General features: G+C 68.7%; 14 protein-coding genes. 12 read left to right on the forward strand and 2 right to left on the reverse strand.

All coding sequences use genetic code 11. The features are described from left to right. Together G3N64_RS27500 and G3N64_RS27505 are read left to right on the forward strand one after the other, a co-directional pair. Positions 1-702 (forward strand): IclR family transcriptional regulator C-terminal domain-containing protein (locus tag G3N64_RS27500; protein ID WP_205786726.1); only part of this gene is annotated, 702 nt, incomplete at its 5' end. Between the two features lie 242 nt (positions 703-944). After that, the gene (locus tag G3N64_RS27505; protein ID WP_241021241.1) at positions 945-1088 is read left to right on the forward strand and encodes a hypothetical protein; all 144 of its coding nucleotides are present in this window, start codon (positions 945-947) and stop codon (positions 1086-1088) included. Between the two features lie 374 nt (positions 1089-1462). Here the strand turns inward: G3N64_RS27505 and G3N64_RS27510 are convergent, their stop codons facing one another. Next, positions 1463-1945, reverse strand: coding sequence for an Lrp/AsnC family transcriptional regulator (locus G3N64_RS27510; RefSeq protein WP_021159229.1), 483 nt, complete (start codon positions 1943-1945; stop codon positions 1463-1465). Positions 1946-2229: 284 nt separating this feature from the next. Here G3N64_RS27510 and G3N64_RS27515 point away from each other — a divergent pair, with 284 nt between their 5' ends. The 3 genes from G3N64_RS27515 (at position 2230) to G3N64_RS27525 (ending at position 5490) form a co-directional block, all read left to right on the forward strand. Next, complete coding sequence (locus tag G3N64_RS27515; protein WP_205786728.1) at positions 2230-2877, forward strand: LysE family translocator; 648 nt, start codon at positions 2230-2232, stop codon at positions 2875-2877. Positions 2878-2916: 39 nt separating this feature from the next. Then, entirely contained in the window at positions 2917-3348 is a 432-nt protein-coding gene (locus tag G3N64_RS27520) for a YqaA family protein (protein WP_205786730.1), read from the forward strand. Between the two features lie 159 nt (positions 3349-3507). Then, a complete protein-coding gene (locus G3N64_RS27525; RefSeq protein ID WP_205786732.1) occupies positions 3508-5490 on the forward strand; it encodes a methyl-accepting chemotaxis protein in 1983 nt (660 codons plus the stop codon). A 36-nt stretch (positions 5491-5526) separates the two neighbouring features. Here G3N64_RS27525 and G3N64_RS27530 read toward each other — a convergent pair whose 3' ends face one another. Beyond that, a complete protein-coding gene (locus tag G3N64_RS27530; protein ID WP_205786734.1) occupies positions 5527-7182 on the reverse strand; it encodes an acyl-CoA synthetase in 1656 nt (551 codons plus the stop codon). 168 nt (positions 7183-7350) lie between these two features. Here G3N64_RS27530 and G3N64_RS27535 point away from each other — a divergent pair, with 168 nt between their 5' ends. The 7 genes from G3N64_RS27535 to G3N64_RS27565 all read left to right on the forward strand — a co-directional run bounded on the left by G3N64_RS27535 (position 7351) and on the right by G3N64_RS27565 (position 17216). Next, entirely contained in the window at positions 7351-8106 is a 756-nt protein-coding gene (locus tag G3N64_RS27535; RefSeq protein WP_205786736.1) for a Crp/Fnr family transcriptional regulator, read from the forward strand. 228 nt (positions 8107-8334) lie between these two features. After that, the gene (locus G3N64_RS27540) at positions 8335-11583 is read left to right on the forward strand and encodes an efflux RND transporter permease subunit (protein WP_205786738.1); all 3249 of its coding nucleotides are present in this window, start codon (positions 8335-8337) and stop codon (positions 11581-11583) included. 36 nt (positions 11584-11619) lie between these two features. Beyond that, a complete protein-coding gene (locus tag G3N64_RS27545) occupies positions 11620-12849 on the forward strand; it encodes an efflux RND transporter periplasmic adaptor subunit (protein WP_205786741.1) in 1230 nt (409 codons plus the stop codon). 5 nt (positions 12850-12854) lie between these two features. Continuing rightward, positions 12855-14363: an efflux transporter outer membrane subunit gene (locus tag G3N64_RS27550; RefSeq protein WP_205786771.1), complete on the forward strand. Its 1509-nt coding sequence runs from the start codon at positions 12855-12857 to the stop codon at positions 14361-14363. 28 nt (positions 14364-14391) lie between these two features. Continuing rightward, complete coding sequence (locus G3N64_RS27555) at positions 14392-15087, forward strand: heavy metal response regulator transcription factor (protein WP_011355331.1); 696 nt, start codon at positions 14392-14394, stop codon at positions 15085-15087. Then, entirely contained in the window at positions 15084-16523 is a 1440-nt protein-coding gene (locus G3N64_RS27560) for a heavy metal sensor histidine kinase (protein WP_205786742.1), read from the forward strand. The genes G3N64_RS27555 and G3N64_RS27560 overlap by 4 nt, the downstream gene beginning before the upstream one ends. Before the next feature lie 105 nt (positions 16524-16628). After that, positions 16629-17216: a LysE family translocator gene (locus G3N64_RS27565; protein ID WP_205786744.1), complete on the forward strand. Its 588-nt coding sequence runs from the start codon at positions 16629-16631 to the stop codon at positions 17214-17216. Positions 17217-17220 lie beyond the last annotated feature (4 nt).

Raw genomic sequence — 17220 nt, forward strand, 5'->3', positions numbered from 1 at the left:
TCGGGTCGTGCGCTGCCGCTGCGCGATCTCGCGGCGGCGGCCGGCATGCCGGCCGCGAAGGCCTTTCCGCATCTCGTCAGCCTGCAGAAGATCGGCCTGCTGAGCCGGGACGACGCGGGCTGCTTCGGCGGCGGCCCGCTCGGGCAGGCGCTCGGCCTGATCGCGATGCAGCGCGTGTCGCCGACGCGCGACGCGGAGGCCGAGATCGTCGCACTGGCCGCCGCGACCGACATGAGCGTGGCGGCCGCGACCCTCGGGCCGCTCGGCCCGACCGTGATCCGCCTCGAGGAATCGGCGCGGCCGCAGCACGTGAGCCTGCAGGTCGGCACGGTGATGTCGCTCGTCAACACGGCGATCGGCCGGATCTTCGCGGCCGGCATGTCCGACGACGTGCTGGCCGACCTGCTGACGGACGAGCCCGTGCGCCTCGCGGGCAGCGCCGCCGCGCCGGCCGACGACGCCTTCCGCGCGCGGCTCGCGACGATCCGCGCCGGCGAACTCGATTTCGCGTTCGACGCGCCGGTGCCCGGCATCGGAACGGTCGCCGCACCCGTGTTCGATCACACCGGCAGTATCCGGCTCGTGATCGCGATCATTGGTTCGTCGCGCGGTTTCCCGCGCGAGCCGGACAGCGACCTTGCTCAAGCATTGCTCGCCGCGACGCGGCGGCTGTCGTGGCGGTTCGGGTGGATCGACCGGTAAGCCGCCGCCCGATTCCGCCATCCTCCTCATCGCTCGAACCCCTCTCTTCTCCCATGCGAGCCCGTGCACGCACGGCCTCGTCACGCCTGCGCGCCAGAGACAAAGCCATCCGATATTCATGTTGCGAAGCAGCAACACAAATTGTCAGTAATTCTCATATAACGAAATCGCATTTCACAAAGCGGAGGTGTTTCGCTATGATTAGGGTTATCCCTAACTCGCCACCTCTATGGGGCTTCGTCATGCAAACGTCTAATGTCTCCGACCGTTCCACCGAATCCGCTGGCTGGCTCGCACGTGTGGGCGAGCTGCTTGCAGAAGCGTGGGCACTCCACCTCGAGAACTGCGAAGTCATCGCTGAAGCACACGCACGCCTGCCGCGCTGAGCGGAACGGCCGGCCGCACGACGCCCGGCCTGATCCGCTTGCCCGGACGCGCGCCATGTGGCCGCGGCGGCGGGCAACGCTTTACAAGGCAAGTCACGTGGAAACAGGCCTGAGTTGCGCCGGTTGAATGCGCTCCCTGCGTCGGGAGCAGTTTGAAGTCGCTTTGAAGCCGATGCCGGCGCTGATCGGCATCGGCGTGATTTTTGTCTGACCAGCGTGCCGGCACGCAGGATCATCGCAGACGGAAGATTCATCCGTTTCGCAGGCCTAGGTGCGGGACCGCACCTAGGCCTTGTCCCCCACCCGATTCCCGGCTTTCGCCGCGCAAACGCGCAACGACATGCGCCGTCGTTTCAACGACGGCCGCAAGCCCCTCACACCTGAATCGACGGCACATCCTTCATGCAGCGCAGCGCGAACATCGAGCGGCTGTGACGGATGCTCGAAATCTTGTACAGCTTTTCGCGCAGGAAACGCTCGTAGCCTGCCGTGCCGTCCACCGCGACCTTGATCCAGTAGTCGTACTCGCCCGACACGAGATAGGCCTCGAGCACCTCTGGCAGGGCGGCGAGTTCCTCGCCGAAGCGGGCGAGCGCGTCGTCCTCGTGACGATCGAGCGTGACTTCGAGGATCACGATGTCCGCGTAGCCCAGCTTCCGCTGGTTGACGAGCGCGACGTAACCGTCGATGTAGCCGTCCACCTCCAGTTGCCGCGTGCGGTTCCAGCACGCGGTGGTCGACATGCCGATCTGTTCGGCCAGTTCGGCGTTCGACAGACGCGCATTTTTCTGCAGTGCACCGAGGATCTTGCGGTCCTGACTGTCGAGTGTTTTCGGCGAGCGTTCACGTGTGGCCATGGCAGGAAGAATCTTCTACTGAAAATGGGGATTCTATCTGAACGATATCCCGGATTTGTGCCAGTTTGTGTGGAAAAGCGGAAGCCTTTTAATCCGGCCCCTTGATATATTTTCCCCATGCCTGCTGTCCGGCACGCTCCCCGCGACAACCCCTTCGCACCGGGACGCACGGCCGCAATCACGAGTTGCGGTGCCGGCCAGCAGGCATGCGATTCCCCGCCGCCCGCGCGCCTATCCGGCCGCGCGGCTTCGGCGCCCGTGTTCCTGTTCCTGCCCTACCTGTCATGTCGTTCAGGCTTTACCTCTCGTTTCTCGCTGCTTCTGCCGTTCTCGTCTACGCCCCCGGCCCCGTCAACCTCCTCACGATGAACCAGGCACTGCGCGCCGGCTGGCGCCGCGCGCTGCCGTGCGTCTGGGGCGGCACGCTCGCCGTGCTGCTGCAACTCGCGCTGACCGCGCTGTGCCTGAACTCCCTCGTGCATCTCGACGAGCGTGCGCTGACCGTGCTGCGCTGGGCCGGCGCGGCCTACCTCGTCTGGCTCGGCTGCAAGCAATGGCTCAGCCGTGCGCCGGCCGGCGCGCCTGCCGCCTCGACCGGGCCGGCCGGCGCAGCACCGCAGGAAACCGACTCGCACCGCGCGCTGTTCTGGCGCGGCGTCGCGACCTCGGGCCTGAATCCGAAGACGCTGCTGTTCTTCCCGTCGTTCTTTCCGCAGTTCATCATCCCGAGCGCCGACTGGAGCCTGAACCAGCAGTTCCTGCTGCTCGCGGCGACGTTCGCGGTGCTGTTCGCGGGCGGTGTCGCGTCGATGGCGCTGTTCTCGCACCGGCTGAGCCGCGCGTTGCAGCGGCCCGCGCGGATGCGCGCGATGAACCGCGTGACGGGCGGATTGCTCGTCGGGATGGGCGCGATCATGGTCGGCTGGAGCTGAACGGCCGGGCGGCCGGCGCGTGCCCGGTACAATCGCGCGATGTCCGAATTGCTCACTTACGGCGGCCTGTTCGCCGTGTCGATGGTCGCCGCGACCCTGTTCCCGCTCCAGTCCGAAGCCGTGCTCGCCGGCCTGCTGCTCGCCGGGCGCGAACCCGTGTGGGCGCTGGTGCTCGTCGCGAGCATCGGCAACGTCGCCGGCTCGGCGATCAACTGGGCGCTCGGGCGCGGCATCGAGCACTTCCGCGAACGCCGCTGGTTTCCCGTCAAGCCGGCGGCGCTCGCGCGCGCCGAGCGCTGGTATGCACGCTACGGCCGCTGGTCGCTGCTGCTGAGCTGGGCGCCCGTGATCGGCGATCCGCTGACGATGATCGCCGGCGTGCTGCGGGAGCCGCTGCCGACCTTTCTGGTCATCGTGACGATCGCGAAGGTGGGTCGTTATCTGGCCGTCGCGTGGCTCGTGACGCACTGAAACCCGCTTTCTCGCCTCGCACCCGCGCGGCAGCCGCGCCTGCCGGCGCCGCCATCGACGACGCACCGCTAAAGAATTCGCCGAAGTTGCCGTAGTAACCGGACGACTAGCGGTGACGCGTGCGTTCCGCCCCCTCTCCCTCCCCACGCAGGATGTTGCATGAGATTGACCCAATTGGGCCGGGTGAGCGTCGGCGCGCGTCTTGCCGCGCTGGCGTGCACGCTCGTCGCCCTGCTGTTTACCGTCTTCGCCTGGACGCTCGCCCACTTCGCCGGCCGGCAGCTCGCCGAAGAAGCACACATGCGGATCGTCGACAAGGAGCAGTCGATCCGCGCGATGGTCGACCTGTTCGACAAGGCGCTGTCGGCCGAAGCGAACCGCTCGATGTCGCTGTTCGCAAGCTTCCTGCCAGCCGATTTCTCGCTCGACCCGGCGCGCACCGTCGACATCGGCGGCATCGCCGCGCCGACCCTCTACGCGGGCGGCCAGCCGCTCGATCTCGACTATTCGATTCCCGACCAGTTCCTGCAGAAAAGCGGCGCGATCGCGACGATCTTTGCACGCGACGGCGACGACTTCGTGCGCATCACGACGTCGCTGAAGAAGCAGGACGGCGCGCGCGCCGTCGGCACGAAGCTCGACCGCGCGGGCCCCGCCTACGCGCCGCTCGTCGCCGGCCGCAGCTACACGGGCCTCGCGAAGCTGTTCGGCCGGCCGTACATCACGCAGTACAAGCCTGTGACCGATGCAACCGGCCGCGTGATCGGCGCGCTGTTCGTCGGCCTCGACATCGGCGCCGAGCTCAAACTTGTCGAAGACGGCATCCGCTCGCTGAAGATCGGCGAGAACGGCTACTACTTCGTGCTCGATGCCTCGCAGGGCCCGTCGCGCGGCACCTTCGTCGTGCATCCGGATGCAGCCGGCCAGCCGGCCGACGACACGCGTGCGCCGTACGCGCAGATGCTCGCGGCCGGCCAGGGCCGGCTCGCGTACACGTCGACCGATCCGGCCGCGCACGACGGCGGGCCGACCGCCAAATTCGTGTCGTTCACGACGATTCCGCAATGGCAATGGCTCGTCGGCGGCATCGCGCTCGACGACGAACTGCTCGCCACCATGCGCGCCACCCGCAACCGCTTCCTGATGATCGGCGCGGTGCTCGTCGCGGCGTTCGCGACGCTGTTCGTCATCGTGGTACGCCGCGTCGTGAGCCGGCCGCTCGATGCAGCGGCACGGGCTTCCGAGCGCTATGCGGCGGGCGATCTCAGCGTGCGCATCCGCGATGGCGCGGCCACCCACGGCAAGGCCGGCAACGACGAGATCGGCCGGCTCGTGCAGGCGGTCGACGGGATCGGCGACGGCCTCGCGCGGATCGTCGCGCAGGTGCGCAACAGCGCCGCCGACATCGCGCGCGGCACGGTCGACATTGCGGCCGGCAGCGGCAACATCGCCGCGCGGATCGCGACGCAGGCGAGCAGCGTCGAACAGACGGCCGCCAGCATGGAACAGATCACCGCCGCCGTGCAGCAGAGTGCCGAGCACGCGGCGCAGGCCAATGCGCTGGTCGCCGACGCGTCGGCCGCCGCGACGAACGGCGACGCCGCGGTGCAGCGCGTGGTCGCGACGATGGACGACATCGGCCGCGCGACGCGCCGGATCGCCGAGATCACGGGTGCGATCGAAGGCATCGCGTTCCAGACCAACATCCTGGCGCTGAACGCGGCCGTCGAGGCCGCGCGCGCGGGCGAACACGGCAAGGGCTTCGCGGTGGTCGCGGCCGAGGTGCGCGCGCTCGCGCAGCGCAGCGCGGCCGCGGTCAAGGAGATCGATGCGCTGAGCGCCGAATCGTCGACGACCGTCGAACAGGGTTACCGGATCGCGGACGCCGCGCGCGGCACGATGCGCGACATCGTCGCGCGGGTCGACCAGGTCAGCACGCTGATCGGCGAGATCAGCGCCGCGTCGCGCGAACAATCGACCGGCATCGAGCAGGTGAACCTGGCCGTCACGCAGATCGGCGACGCGACGCAGCAGAACGCGTCGCTGATCTCGGATGCCGAACGCGCGGCCGTCGCGCTGCGCGACCAGGCCGCGCACCTCGCGGACGCGGTCAGCGTATTCCGGCTCGAACGGGATGCGTGACGGACAACGGATGGCCGGCTACCGCCGGCGCATCGCCTACTTCTTGTCGTCGCCCGCCAGATCGATCGCCTTGTCCGATCCAACCGCATTGCGCAGCTGAAACTTCTGGATCTTGCCGGTCGACGTCTTCGGCAGTTCGCCGAACCGCACGGCCTTCGGCACCTTGAAGCCCGCGAGCAGCTGCTTGCAATGCGCGACGATCTCCGCCTCGGTCGCGCTCGCGCCTTCGCGCAGCTCGACGAACGCGCACGGCACCTCGCCCCATTTCGGGTCGGGCATCGCGACGACGGCCGCGACCGCCACCGCCGGATGCCGGTACAGCGCATCCTCGACCTCGATGCTCGAGATGTTCTCGCCGCCCGAGATGATGATGTCCTTCTTGCGATCCTTGATCCGGATATAGCCGTCCGGCATCAGCACCGCGAGGTCCCCGGTATGGAACCAGCCGCCGTGGAACGCCTCGTCGGTCGCCTTCGGGTTCTTCAGGTAGCCCTTCATGCAGATGTTGCCGCGGAACATGATCTCGCCGAGCGTCTCGCCGTCGGCCGGCACCGGCGCCATCGTGTCGGGATCGAGCACCGTCGCGCCGGCTTCGAGGTGGTAGCGCACGCCCTGGCGCGCATTGAGCCGCGCGCGGTCCTCGTCGGGCAGAGCCTCCCAGTGCGACTGTTTCGCGCACACGGTCGCCGGGCCGTAGACTTCGGTCAGCCCGTACACGTGCAGCAGGTCGAAGCCGATCTCCTTCATCTTCGCGATCACGGCCGGCGCGGGCGCCGCGCCCGCGACCATCGCGTGCACCGTGTGGTCGATGCCTTCGCGGAATTCGGCCGGCGCGTTCGCAATCGCGCTCTGCACGATCGGCGCGCCGCAGTAATGCGTGATGCGTTCGCGGCGGATCAGGTCGAACACGGTCTTCGCATCGAACTTGCGCAGGCAGACGTTCACGCCCGCGCGCGCCGCGACAGCCCACGGGAAGCACCAGCCGTTGCAGTGGAACATCGGCAGCGTCCACAGGTAGACGGCATGCTTCGGCATGTCCCATTCGAGGATGTTGCTGATCGCCGCGAGATACGCGCCGCGATGGTGGTAGACGACGCCCTTCGGGTCGCCGGTCGTGCCGGACGTGTAGTTCAGCGCGATCGGGTCCCATTCGTCGGCGGGCGGCGTCCATGCGTAGCCGGCGTCGCCGCTTGCAATGAGCGCCTCGTAGTCGGTCGCACCCGCGAAGCGCGCGGGATCGGCCGGCATCGCGTCGGCCACGCTGACGATCTTCAGGCCCGGCACCTCGAGCGCCGCGCGATGCGCGAACTCCGCATACTCGGTGTCGACGATCAGCACCTTCGCCTCGCCATGACGCAGCATGAACAACACCGTCGCCACGTCGAGCCGCGTGTTGATCGTGTTGAGCACGGCGCCGGCCATCGGCACGCCGAAGTGCGCCTCGACCATCGCCGGGATGTTCGGCAGCATCGCCGCGACCGTGTCGCCACGCTCGACGCCGAGCCGCGCGAGCGCGCTCGCCAGCTGCTTCGCGCGCGTGTAGGTCTCGCCCCAGGTGCGCCGCACGTCGCCGTGCACGATGGCAAGGCGCTCGCCGTAGACTTCGGCCGTCCTGACCAGGAAATCGAGCGGGGTGAGCGGCACGTAATTGGCGTCGCGGCGGCCGAGTCCGGCCTCGAACATCTGCGTCATGATCCTGTCTCCCGTGTTCTGTCGACCGGGGCGCCTCCACCCCGGATCGTTTTGATGTGGTTCAATTGCCGACAGCCTAACGGGCGCTATTGTGAGCCGTCTGTCATCGAAACGACAGAGTGCCTTTCACGCGCTGCGCGTTATCCCTATCCTCGCAAACCCGCACCCATGCACGACCCACTCGCTGCCCCGCCCGACGCGCCCGCCCAACCGCCCGACGCCCTTTCCGAACCGGGCCCGCTGCCGCCGCTGGCCACGCTGTTCGGCCAGTGCGCGTGGTTCCGCACGCTCGCGCCCGAGCACCAGGCGCTCGTGCTCGCGCAGTCGCGTGTCGAGCAGTGCGAGGCCGGCGACGTGATCGCCCATCGGCTCGCGCCGTCCGAATACTGGATCGGCGTGCACCGCGGGCTGCTGAAGCTCGCGATCTTCAACGCGTCGGGGCGCGGCTGCACGTTCTCCGGCGTGCCGTCGGGCGGCTGGTTCGGCGAAGGCAGCGTGATCAAGCGCGAGTTGCGCAAGTACGAGGTTGTCGCGATCCAGCGCTCGACCGTGCTGTTCGTGCCGGTCGACACGTTCCACGCGCTGCTCGACACGAGCCTGCCGTTCACGCGCTTCGTGATCCACCAGTTGAACAACCGGATGGGCGAATTCATCGCGTCGATCCAGAACAGCCGGCTGCTGGACGTCGATGCACGCGTCGCGCAGGCGCTCGTGCAGCTTTTCAACCCCGACCTGTATCCGGACACCGGCCCGTCGCTGTCGATCTCGCAGGAGGAACTGGGAATGCTCGTCGGCGTATCGCGGCAGCGAATCAACCAGGCGCTGCAGCAGCTCGAGAAGCTCGGCGCGCTGCGGCTCGCGTACAACCAGATCGACGTCGTCGATCTCGGTGCCCTCGCGCGCGTCGGGATGGAGCAGATCTGAGCGCGAGCCCATGAACGGAATCGCTGCCGGCGCAGCCTGCCCGTCCGGCATCGCGGCCGTTTTCCGGCCGTCGCGCCGCCCTGCTTTTCCTCTGCTGAATCGGCACCCGGCCGCCGCGCGTCAACCTGACAAGTCCGCCAGTTTCGCGACAGTAACCCGTTCCACGCCGACGCCTATCATTCGGGTTCCCGTTACCGACGCCTGATCACCGCCTGTCCCGCTGCCTCCATGTGGATCGTCAATCTCGCGCTCAGGCGCCCCTACACGTTCATCGTCATGGCCATCATGATCGTGCTGGCCACCCCGCTTGCGCTGATGCGCACGCCGGTCGACGTGCTGCCCGCGATCAATATCCCCGTGATCAGCGTCATCTGGAATTACAGCGGCTTCTCCGCGACGGAGATGACGAACCGCATCACGTCCGTGCATGAGCGCATCCTGACGACGACCGTCAACAACATCCAGCACGTCGAATCCACGTCGCTGCCCGGCATCGCGGTCGTGAAGGTGTTCCTGCAGCCGGGCGCGAACGTGCAGACGGCGATCGCGCAGACGGTCTCGTCCGCGCAGGCGATCGTGCGGCAGATGCCGCAGGGCGCGACGCCGCCGCTCGTGATCACCTATTCCGCGTCGAGCATTCCGGTGATCCAGCTCGGGCTGTCGAGCAAGACGTTGAGCGAACAGTCGCTCGCCGACATCGCGCTCAACTTCCTGCGCCCGCAGCTGATCACGGTGCCGGGCGTGCAGATCCCGTTCCCGTACGGCGGCCGCACGCGCGTGGTCGCGATCGACCTCGATCCGCAGGCGCTGCTCGCGAAGGGGCTCACGCCCGCCGACATCGTCAACGCGGTCAACGCGCAGAACCTCGTGCTGCCGACCGGCACCGCGAAGATGGGCCAGACCGAATACCGGATCGACACGAACGCGTCGGCCGACACCGTTGCCGACATCAACAACCTGCCGGTCCAGACCGTCAACGGCGCGACGACCTACCTGCGCGAAGTGGCCTCGGTGCGCGACGGCTTCGCGCCGCAGACCAACGTCGTGCGGCAGAACGGCCAGCGCGGCGTGCTCATCTCGATCCTGAAAAGCGGCGATGCGTCGACGCTCAAGGTCGTGTCGGACCTGAAGGCGCTGCTGCCGAAGGTGACCCCGACACTGCCCGAAGGGCTCACGATCACGCCGCTGTTCGACCAGTCGGTGTTCGTCAACGCGGCCGTCCAGGGCGTGATCCACGAAGCGCTGATCGCCGCCGTGCTGACCGCGATGATGATCCTGCTGTTCCTCGGCAACTGGCGCAGCACGCTGATCATCGCGATCTCGATTCCGCTGTCGATCTTCACGTCGCTGATCGCGCTGTCCGCGCTCGGCGAGACCATCAACATCATGACGCTCGGCGGGCTCGCGCTCGCGGTCGGGATTCTCGTCGACGATGCGACCGTGACGATCGAGAACATCGAGCGGCATCTTCATCTCGGTACGCGCCGGGCCGCCCCAAGCGTGCCGAGCAGCCCCCTCGGGGGGCAGCGACCGGAGGGAGCGTGGGGGTCGTCATTCGGTACGAACCTGCACGACGCGATCCTCGAAGGCGCGGGCGAGATCGCGGTGCCCGCGTTCGTGTCGACGCTGTGCATCTGCATCGTGTTCGTGCCGATGTTCTTCCTGACGGGGGTCGCGCGCTTCCTGTTCGTGCCGCTCGCGGAAGCCGTCGTGTTCGCGATGCTCGCGTCGTACGTGCTGTCGCGCACGCTGGTGCCGACGCTCGCGATGCTGCTGTTCCGCCCGCAGCAGGCGAGCACCGGCCCCGATCATGCGACGTCGCGCTTCGCGCGCATCCATCACGCGTTCAACGATGCGTTCGAGCGGCTGCGCGCGTGGTACATCGTGCTGCTCAGCATCCTGCTCGTGCGCCGCCGCTTCTACGCGATGTGCTTCCTCGGCTTCTGCGTGCTGTCGACGGGCCTCGTGTTCGTGCTCGGCCGCGACTTCTTCCCGAATGCCGATTCCGGCAACATCCGGCTGCACATGCGTGCACCGACCGGCTACCGGATCGAGGAAACCGCGCGCCTCGCCGACCAGGTCGAGCGCGTGATCCGAGAAACCGTGCCGCCCGACGAGCTCGGCGCGATCGTCGACAACCTCGGTTTGCCGGTGAGCGGCATCAACCTGTCGTACAGCAATGCCGGCACGATCGGCACGCTCGACGGCGAGCTGCTGATCGCGCTGAAGCCCGGCCATCGCACGACCCAGCACTACGTGCAGGTGCTGCGCAAGCTGCTGCCCGAGCGCTTCCCGGGCGCCGAGTTCTTCTTCCAGCCGTCGGACATCATCACGCAGATCGTCAACTTCGGCCAACCGGCCGCGATCGACGTGCAGGTGCTCGGCAACGATCTCGCGAGTAACATGACTATCGCGAGCAGCCTGATGAAAAAGTTCAGGCAAATCCCCGGCGCCGTCGACGTGCACGTACTGCAACGCAACGACGAGCCGACCCTGCTGGCCGACATGGACCGTACGCGCATGCAGCAGCTCAACCTCTCCGCGCAGAACGTCGCGCAGAACATGCTGATCTCGCTGTCCGGCAGTTCTCAGACCACGCCGTCGTTCTGGATCAACCCGCGCACCGGCGTCCAGTACCCGCTGCAGATCCAGACCCCGCAATACAGCATCTCGTCGGTCGACGACCTGCTCGGCACGCCGATCTCGGCGAGCGGCCGCACGGGCATGCCGCTGCAACTGCTCGGCAACCTCGTGCAGGTGCGCAGCACCGCGAACCCGGCCGTGATCACGCACTACAACATCCGCCCGGCGATCGACGTGTACGTGAGCGTCGAAGGCCGCGACCTCGGCGCGGTCGCCGGCGAGATCGACCGCATCGTGTCCGATGCGCGCGCGACGCTGCCGCGCGGCACCGAGCTGACGATGCGCGGCCAGATCGAGACGATGCGCACGTCGTACATCGGCCTCGGCGCGGGCGTCGCGATGGCGATCGTGCTCGTCTACCTGCTGATCGTCGTCAATTTCCAGTCATGGCTCGACCCGCTGATCATCATCAGCGCGATGCCGGCCGCGCTCGCCGGCATCGTCTGGATGCTGTTCATCACCGGCACGCACCTGAGCGTGCCCGCGCTGACGGGCGCGATCATGACGGTGGGCGTCGCGACCGCGAACAGCATCCTGGTCGTGTCGTTCGCGCGCCAGCGCCTCGCGGCCGGCGCGCCGCCGCTCACGGCCGCGCTGGAGGCCGGCGCGACGCGGATCCGGCCGGTGCTGATGACGGCGCTCGCGATGATCATCGGGATGGTGCCGATGGCGCTCGGTCTCGGCGAAGGCGCCGAGCAGAACGCGCCGCTCGGCCGCGCGGTAATCGGCGGGCTGCTGTTCGCGACCGTGTCGACCCTGCTGTTCGTGCCGCTCGTGTTCGGCGGCGTGCATGCGCGGCTGGCGCGCCGGCGCGCGCGCCAGGCCGGACACTGACTTTCGTTCCACTACCCGGTTGATTTGGTTGAATTCATGGAAGAGAAACATCACAGCTCCGTCGGCATCCAGGTGGACGAACACGGCATGCACCTGCCGACGCGCACGTCGGTGTCGCGACGCGGGAAAATCGTCCTGGTCGTGATCGGCGTGCTGCTGGCTGCCGGCGCCGCGCGCACGGTCTTCGTCAACGTGCTGAACCGGAACCGGCTCGACGCGGTCGCCGAGCAGAACACGCGCCAGTACGTGACCGTCGCGCATCCGGTCGATGCGGCCATCGGCGGCAAGCTGACGCTGCCCGGCACGCTGCGCGGCTTCGTCGAGGCACCGATCTACGCCCGCGCGAGCGGCTACGTGCTGCGCTGGCAGGCCGACATCGGCGCGCACGTGAAGCAGGGGCAGACGCTCGCCGAACTCGACACGCCCGAGCTGAACCAGGAACTCGCGCAGGCCACCGCGCAGCGCCAGCAGGCGCAAGCCGCACTCGCGCTCGCGAAGACGTCGTTCGACCGCGCGCAGCAGCTGCGCCAGCGCGATGCCGTGTCGCAGCAGGAACTCGACGACCGGCAAGGTGCGTTCAACCAGGGCACCGCGAACCTCGCCGCGGCCGATGCGAACATGCGCCGCCTCACCGAGCTGAAAGGCTTCCAGCGGATCGTCGCGCCGATCGACGGGATCGTCACGCAGCGCAACGTCGACGTCGGCGATCTCGTCAGTTCCGGTAACGCGGGCCGCGCGCTGTTCACGGTCGTGCAGGCCGACCGGCTGCGCCTCTACGTGCAGGTGCCGCAGGCGTATGCGCAGCAGGTGAAGGTCGGCCAGCACGTGAGCGTCGCGCAGGCCGAGCTGCCGGGCCGGACGTTCGACGGGACGATCACGCGCACGTCCGAGGCGATCGACGTCGCGACGCGCTCGCTGCAGATCGAGATCACGCTGCCGAACCCGGACGGCCGGCTGCTGCCCGGCGCCTACGTGCAGGCGACGCTGCCGATGACGCCGGTCGGCCGCCTGCAGGTGCCGGCCAATACGCTGCTGTTCCGCGCCGAAGGCCCGACGGTCGCGACCGTCGACGCGAATGGCCACGTGCGCCTGAAACAGGTGACGGTCGTGCGCACGATCGGGCAGACGCTCGAAGTCGACGGCCCGCTCACGCCGAACGACCGCCTCGTCACGAACCCGAGCGACGCGCTCGCGAACGGCGACCCGGTGATCGTCGCGGCGCCGGCCGCGAAGCCGGCATCCGGCGCCGCGGAGGCGAAGTCGTGATCGCGATGCGCATCCGCCGGCGGCCCGCCGCCGTCTCCGCCACCGCCGTTGCGCTTGCAACCGCCCTCGCCGGCTGCACGGTCGGCCCCGATTACAAGCGGCCCGACGTCGACACGCCGGCCGCGTGGCGGCTCGATCCGGCCGATGCGTACTGGCACCCGGCCGCGCCGGCGCGCGCGCCGCTCGACCCGGCATGGTGGACCGCGTTCGGCGATCCGCAGCTCGATGCGCTGGAAGCCGACGCGCTGCGCAACAACCAGAACCTGAAGGCCGTCGCCGCGCGCTACGACCAGGCGAAGGCGACGCTCGCGTCGGTCGCCTCGGCGCAGTATCCGGCCGTCGGCCTGACCGCGAGCGGCCAGCGCTTCAAGATCTCCGCCGACCGGCCGCAGACCAACTACGCGACGCAAAGCATGTCGACCGTGCAGAACGACATCCAGGTCGGCGCGGCCGTCAGCTACGAGCTCGACCTGTTCGGCCGCGTGCGGCGCAGCGTCGAATCCGCGCAGGCGACCACCGAGCAGGCCGGGGACGATTTCGCGAACGCGCGCCTGGTGCTGACCGCCAATCTCGCGTCGAGCTATTTCGCGCTGCGCGAATTCGATACCGAGATCGACGTCGTCAAGCGCTCGATCGACCTGCAGCAGAAGGCGCTCGATTACGTGAGCGCGCGCCACGATCTCGGCGCGGTGTCGGGCCTCGACCTGCTGCAGCAGCGCGCGCAGCTCGACGCGACGCGCACGCAGGCGCAGTTGCTGCTCCAGCAGCGCGTGCAGGTCGAAACCGCGATCGCGACGCTGGTCGGCACGCCGGCCCCCACGTTCTCGATCGCGCCGCGCGTCGTGCCGATCAACGCGCCGGCGCTGCCGACCGGCCTGCCGAGCGACGTGCTGCAGCGGCGCCCCGACGTTGCGTCGGCCGAGCGCGCGATGGCCGCCGCGAATGCGCAGATCGGCGTCGCGCGCGCCGCGTATTTCCCGCGCATCATGCTGTCGCCCGATATCGGCTGGGATGCCACGCGCTTCGCGAGCCTGTTCACCGTGCCGGCGTTGCTGTGGTCGGTCGGCGGGTCGCTCAGCCAGCCGCTGTTCGAAGGCGGCAGGCTGAAGGCCGGTGTCGATTTCGCGCAGGCCGGCTATGTCGCCGCGCAGGCCAGCTACCGGCAGACCGTCCTCACCGCGTTCCAGGAGGTGCAGAATGCGGTCACGGGATTGTCGGTGCTCGCCGAGGCCGCGCAGCAGGCGTCCGCGGCCGTCGACGACGCGCGCAAGCTCGTGTCGCTTGCCCAGGATCGCTACGCGGGCGGCCTGACGCCGTTCATCGACGTGCTGACGGCCCAGCAGCAGTTGCTGACGAGCGAGCGGCAGGCCGTGCAGATCCAGGGCCAGCGCGCAGCACTCGTCGTGTTTCTCGCGAAGGCGCTGGGCGGCGGCTGGGACGGCCATGCCGCGGGCGGCCCCGCGCCGGCCGAGGTCGCCACGGCAGCCCCGGCACCGGCGCCCCCAAGCCCTTAACCGGATTACCCGGACAACGGATTCGAATATGAAAGTCCTGATCGTCGAAGACGAACCGAAAGTCGTCGAATACCTGAAGAGCGGCCTGACCGAGGAAGGCTGGGTCGTCGACACCGCGCTCGACGGCGAGGACGGCGCGTGGAAGGCCGTCGAATTCGACTACGACGTGGTCGTGCTCGACGTGATGCTGCCGAAGCTGGACGGCTTCGGCGTGCTGCGCGCGCTGCGTGCGCAGAAGCAGACGCCCGTCATCATGCTGACCGCGCGCGACCGCGTCGACGACCGCGTGCGCGGGCTGCGCGGCGGCGCCGACGACTACCTGACCAAGCCGTTTTCGTTTCTCGAGCTGATCGAACGGCTGCGCGCGCTGACGCGCCGCGCACGCGTGCAGGAATCGACGCTGATCTCGATCGGCGACCTGCGGGTCGACCTGATCGGCCGGCGCGCGACCCGCGACGGCACGCGCCTCGATCTGACCGCGCAGGAATTCCAGCTGCTCGGCGTGCTCGCGCGGCGCAGCGGCGAGGTGCTGTCGAAGACGACCATCGCCGAACTCGTGTGGGACGTGAACTTCGACAGCAACGCGAACGTCGTCGAAACGGCGATCAAGCGCCTGCGTGCCAAACTCGACGGCCCGTTCACGGACAAGCTGCTGCACACGATCCGCGGCATGGGCTACGTGCTCGAGGCGCGCGAGGACGGCGACACCGAGAGGCCCGCATGAAACGCTCGATCGTCCTGCGGCTGTCGGCGATGTTCGGCATCGTGTCGCTGCTCGTGTTCACGCTGGTGGGCTGCGGGCTGTTCGTGATGATGGAACGCCAGCTGTTCGCCGAGCTGCGCGCGACGCTCGATACGCGCACCAAGGTCGCCGAGATGATCGTGTCGCATGCGCTCACGTCCGAGCGCGGGCGACTCATGCAGGAGAAACTCGCCGACCTCGAACCGCCCGACGGCTCGACGCGCTACCAGGTCGACAGCACGAATCCGGACTTCCGCTTCGGCACGCCCGTCGACGGCGTACCCGTCGGCGAGCCGTTCGGCGCCTTCCAGCGCTACGCGCTGAACCACAGCACCTTCGACGTGATGACGAAGACCGTCACGGTGGCCGGCAACGGCGAGCGGCCGACCCTGCGGCTGATCGTCGCCAGCTCGTGCGAGCGCACGCAGCGGATGCTGCGCCGCTTCGGCTGGACACTCGCCGCGCTGATCGCGATCGCGACGATCATCACGCTGCTGCTGAGCCGCGCGGTGGCCCGCTTCGGGCTCGCGCCGCTCGACCGGCTGTCGCAGGACGCGTCGGCCATCAGCCTCGCGAACCGCCGCCAGCGGCTGCAGACCGACGCGCTGCCGGCCGAGCTGCGCGACCTCGCCACCTCGTTCAACGGCGCGCTCGACCGCATCCAGCAGACCTACGCGCGGCTCGAGGCGTTCAATGCGGACGTCGCGCACGAGTTGCGCACGCCGATCAGCATCCTGATCGGCCAGACCCAGGTCGCGCTGACCAGCCGCGACCGTACGGTCGACCGGATGCAGCGGACGCTGCAGTCGAACCTCGAGGAATTCGAGCGGCTGCGCGTGATCATCAACGACATGCTGTTCCTGTCGCGCAGCGACCGCGGCGAGCGCGCGACCGACCTGAAGGACGTGTCGCTCGCCGACGAGGTGCGGCGCATGCTCGACTTCCTCGAAATCCCGCTCGACGAGGCGCAGTTGCGCGCCGAGCTGCACGGCGATGCGCGCGCGGCCGTCGATCCGTCGCTGTTCCGCCGCGCGATGACGAACCTGCTGATCAACGCGATCCAGCATTCGGCGCCCGGCGCGACGGTCAGCGTGACGATCGTGCGTCGCGACACGCTGGTCGACATGTCCGTCTCGAACCCCGGCGAGCCGATCGACCCCGCCCGGCGCTCGCACGTGTTCGAGCGCTTCTACCGCCTCGAGGAAGCCCGCGCGAACAGCAAGGAGAACCACGGGCTCGGGCTGTCGATCGTCAAGGCCGTCGCCGAGATGCACGGCGGCAGCGTATTCGTCGCCTGCTCGGGCGGCATCAACACGTTCGGCTTCTCGGTATCGACGCAACCCTGCGCCGGCGGCCCGCTGCGCCCGGCCGACATGCACGATACCCGGCCGGCACACGCGCCGCGCGCCTTGCACTGACGGCGGCCCGCGCGGCCGCCCGCCGAGGGCAGTTTTCTTCAATACGGGCCGGTGCGGCTCCCGTAGTCTCGATGCGACTTTCGACCTTTCGCATGGAGACATCCCATGAGCATGCTGGTTTCGATGGCCGCGTTCGCGCTCGCCTCGTCGATCACCCCCGGCCCCGTCAACATCGTCGCGCTCAGTGCCGGCGCGCGCCACGGCCTCGGCGCGAGCCTGCGCTATGCGGCCGGCGCGACGCTCGGCTTCGTCGCGCTGTTCCTGCTGATCGGCCTCGGGCTGCACGCGGTACTCGCGCGCTGGCCCGTGCTGACGACCGCCACGCAGTGGGCGGGGATCGCGTTCCTGTTGTACATGGCGCTGCGGCTCGCGCTCGATGACGGCCGGCTGTCGGCCGACCCGGACGTCGCCGGCCCGTCGGCGGCGGCCGGCGCGGCGATGCAGTGGCTGAATCCGAAGGCGTGGCTCGCGTGCGTGGCCGCGATGGGCGCGTATGCGGCCGACGGCGACCGCGCGCAGGTCTGGCAGTTCGCCGCGCTGTATCTGGTGATCTGTTTCGCGTCGATCGCATGCTGGGCGTATGCCGGCGCGTCGCTGCGGCACCGGCTCGCGAACGCGCGGCGCATGCGCGTGTTCAACCGGATGATGGCGCTGCTGCTCGCGGGCAGCGCACTCTTCCTGCTCGACGTGTAGCGCT

This window comes from Burkholderia sp. Ac-20344, from assembly GCF_017104975.1.
Classification (GTDB): domain Bacteria; phylum Pseudomonadota; class Gammaproteobacteria; order Burkholderiales; family Burkholderiaceae; genus Burkholderia.

Coding starts and splice junctions, on each gene's coding strand:
- G3N64_RS27530 (WP_205786734.1), bottom strand. CDS start 7,182: ATGACGCAGATGTTCGAGGCCGGACTCGGCCGCCGCGACGCCAATTAC.
- G3N64_RS27510 (WP_021159229.1), bottom strand. CDS start 1,945: ATGGCCACACGTGAACGCTCGCCGAAAACACTCGACAGTCAGGACCGC.
- G3N64_RS27555 (WP_011355331.1), top strand. CDS start 14,392: ATGAAAGTCCTGATCGTCGAAGACGAACCGAAAGTCGTCGAATACCTG.
- G3N64_RS27565 (WP_205786744.1), top strand. CDS start 16,629: ATGAGCATGCTGGTTTCGATGGCCGCGTTCGCGCTCGCCTCGTCGATC.
- G3N64_RS27550 (WP_205786771.1), top strand. CDS start 12,855: ATGCGCATCCGCCGGCGGCCCGCCGCCGTCTCCGCCACCGCCGTTGCG.
- G3N64_RS27505 (WP_241021241.1), top strand. CDS start 945: ATGCAAACGTCTAATGTCTCCGACCGTTCCACCGAATCCGCTGGCTGG.
- G3N64_RS27520 (WP_205786730.1), top strand. CDS start 2,917: ATGTCCGAATTGCTCACTTACGGCGGCCTGTTCGCCGTGTCGATGGTC.
- G3N64_RS27525 (WP_205786732.1), top strand. CDS start 3,508: ATGAGATTGACCCAATTGGGCCGGGTGAGCGTCGGCGCGCGTCTTGCC.
- G3N64_RS27560 (WP_205786742.1), top strand. CDS start 15,084: ATGAAACGCTCGATCGTCCTGCGGCTGTCGGCGATGTTCGGCATCGTG.
- G3N64_RS27545 (WP_205786741.1), top strand. CDS start 11,620: ATGGAAGAGAAACATCACAGCTCCGTCGGCATCCAGGTGGACGAACAC.
- G3N64_RS27540 (WP_205786738.1), top strand. CDS start 8,335: ATGTGGATCGTCAATCTCGCGCTCAGGCGCCCCTACACGTTCATCGTC.
- G3N64_RS27535 (WP_205786736.1), top strand. CDS start 7,351: ATGCACGACCCACTCGCTGCCCCGCCCGACGCGCCCGCCCAACCGCCC.
- G3N64_RS27515 (WP_205786728.1), top strand. CDS start 2,230: ATGTCGTTCAGGCTTTACCTCTCGTTTCTCGCTGCTTCTGCCGTTCTC.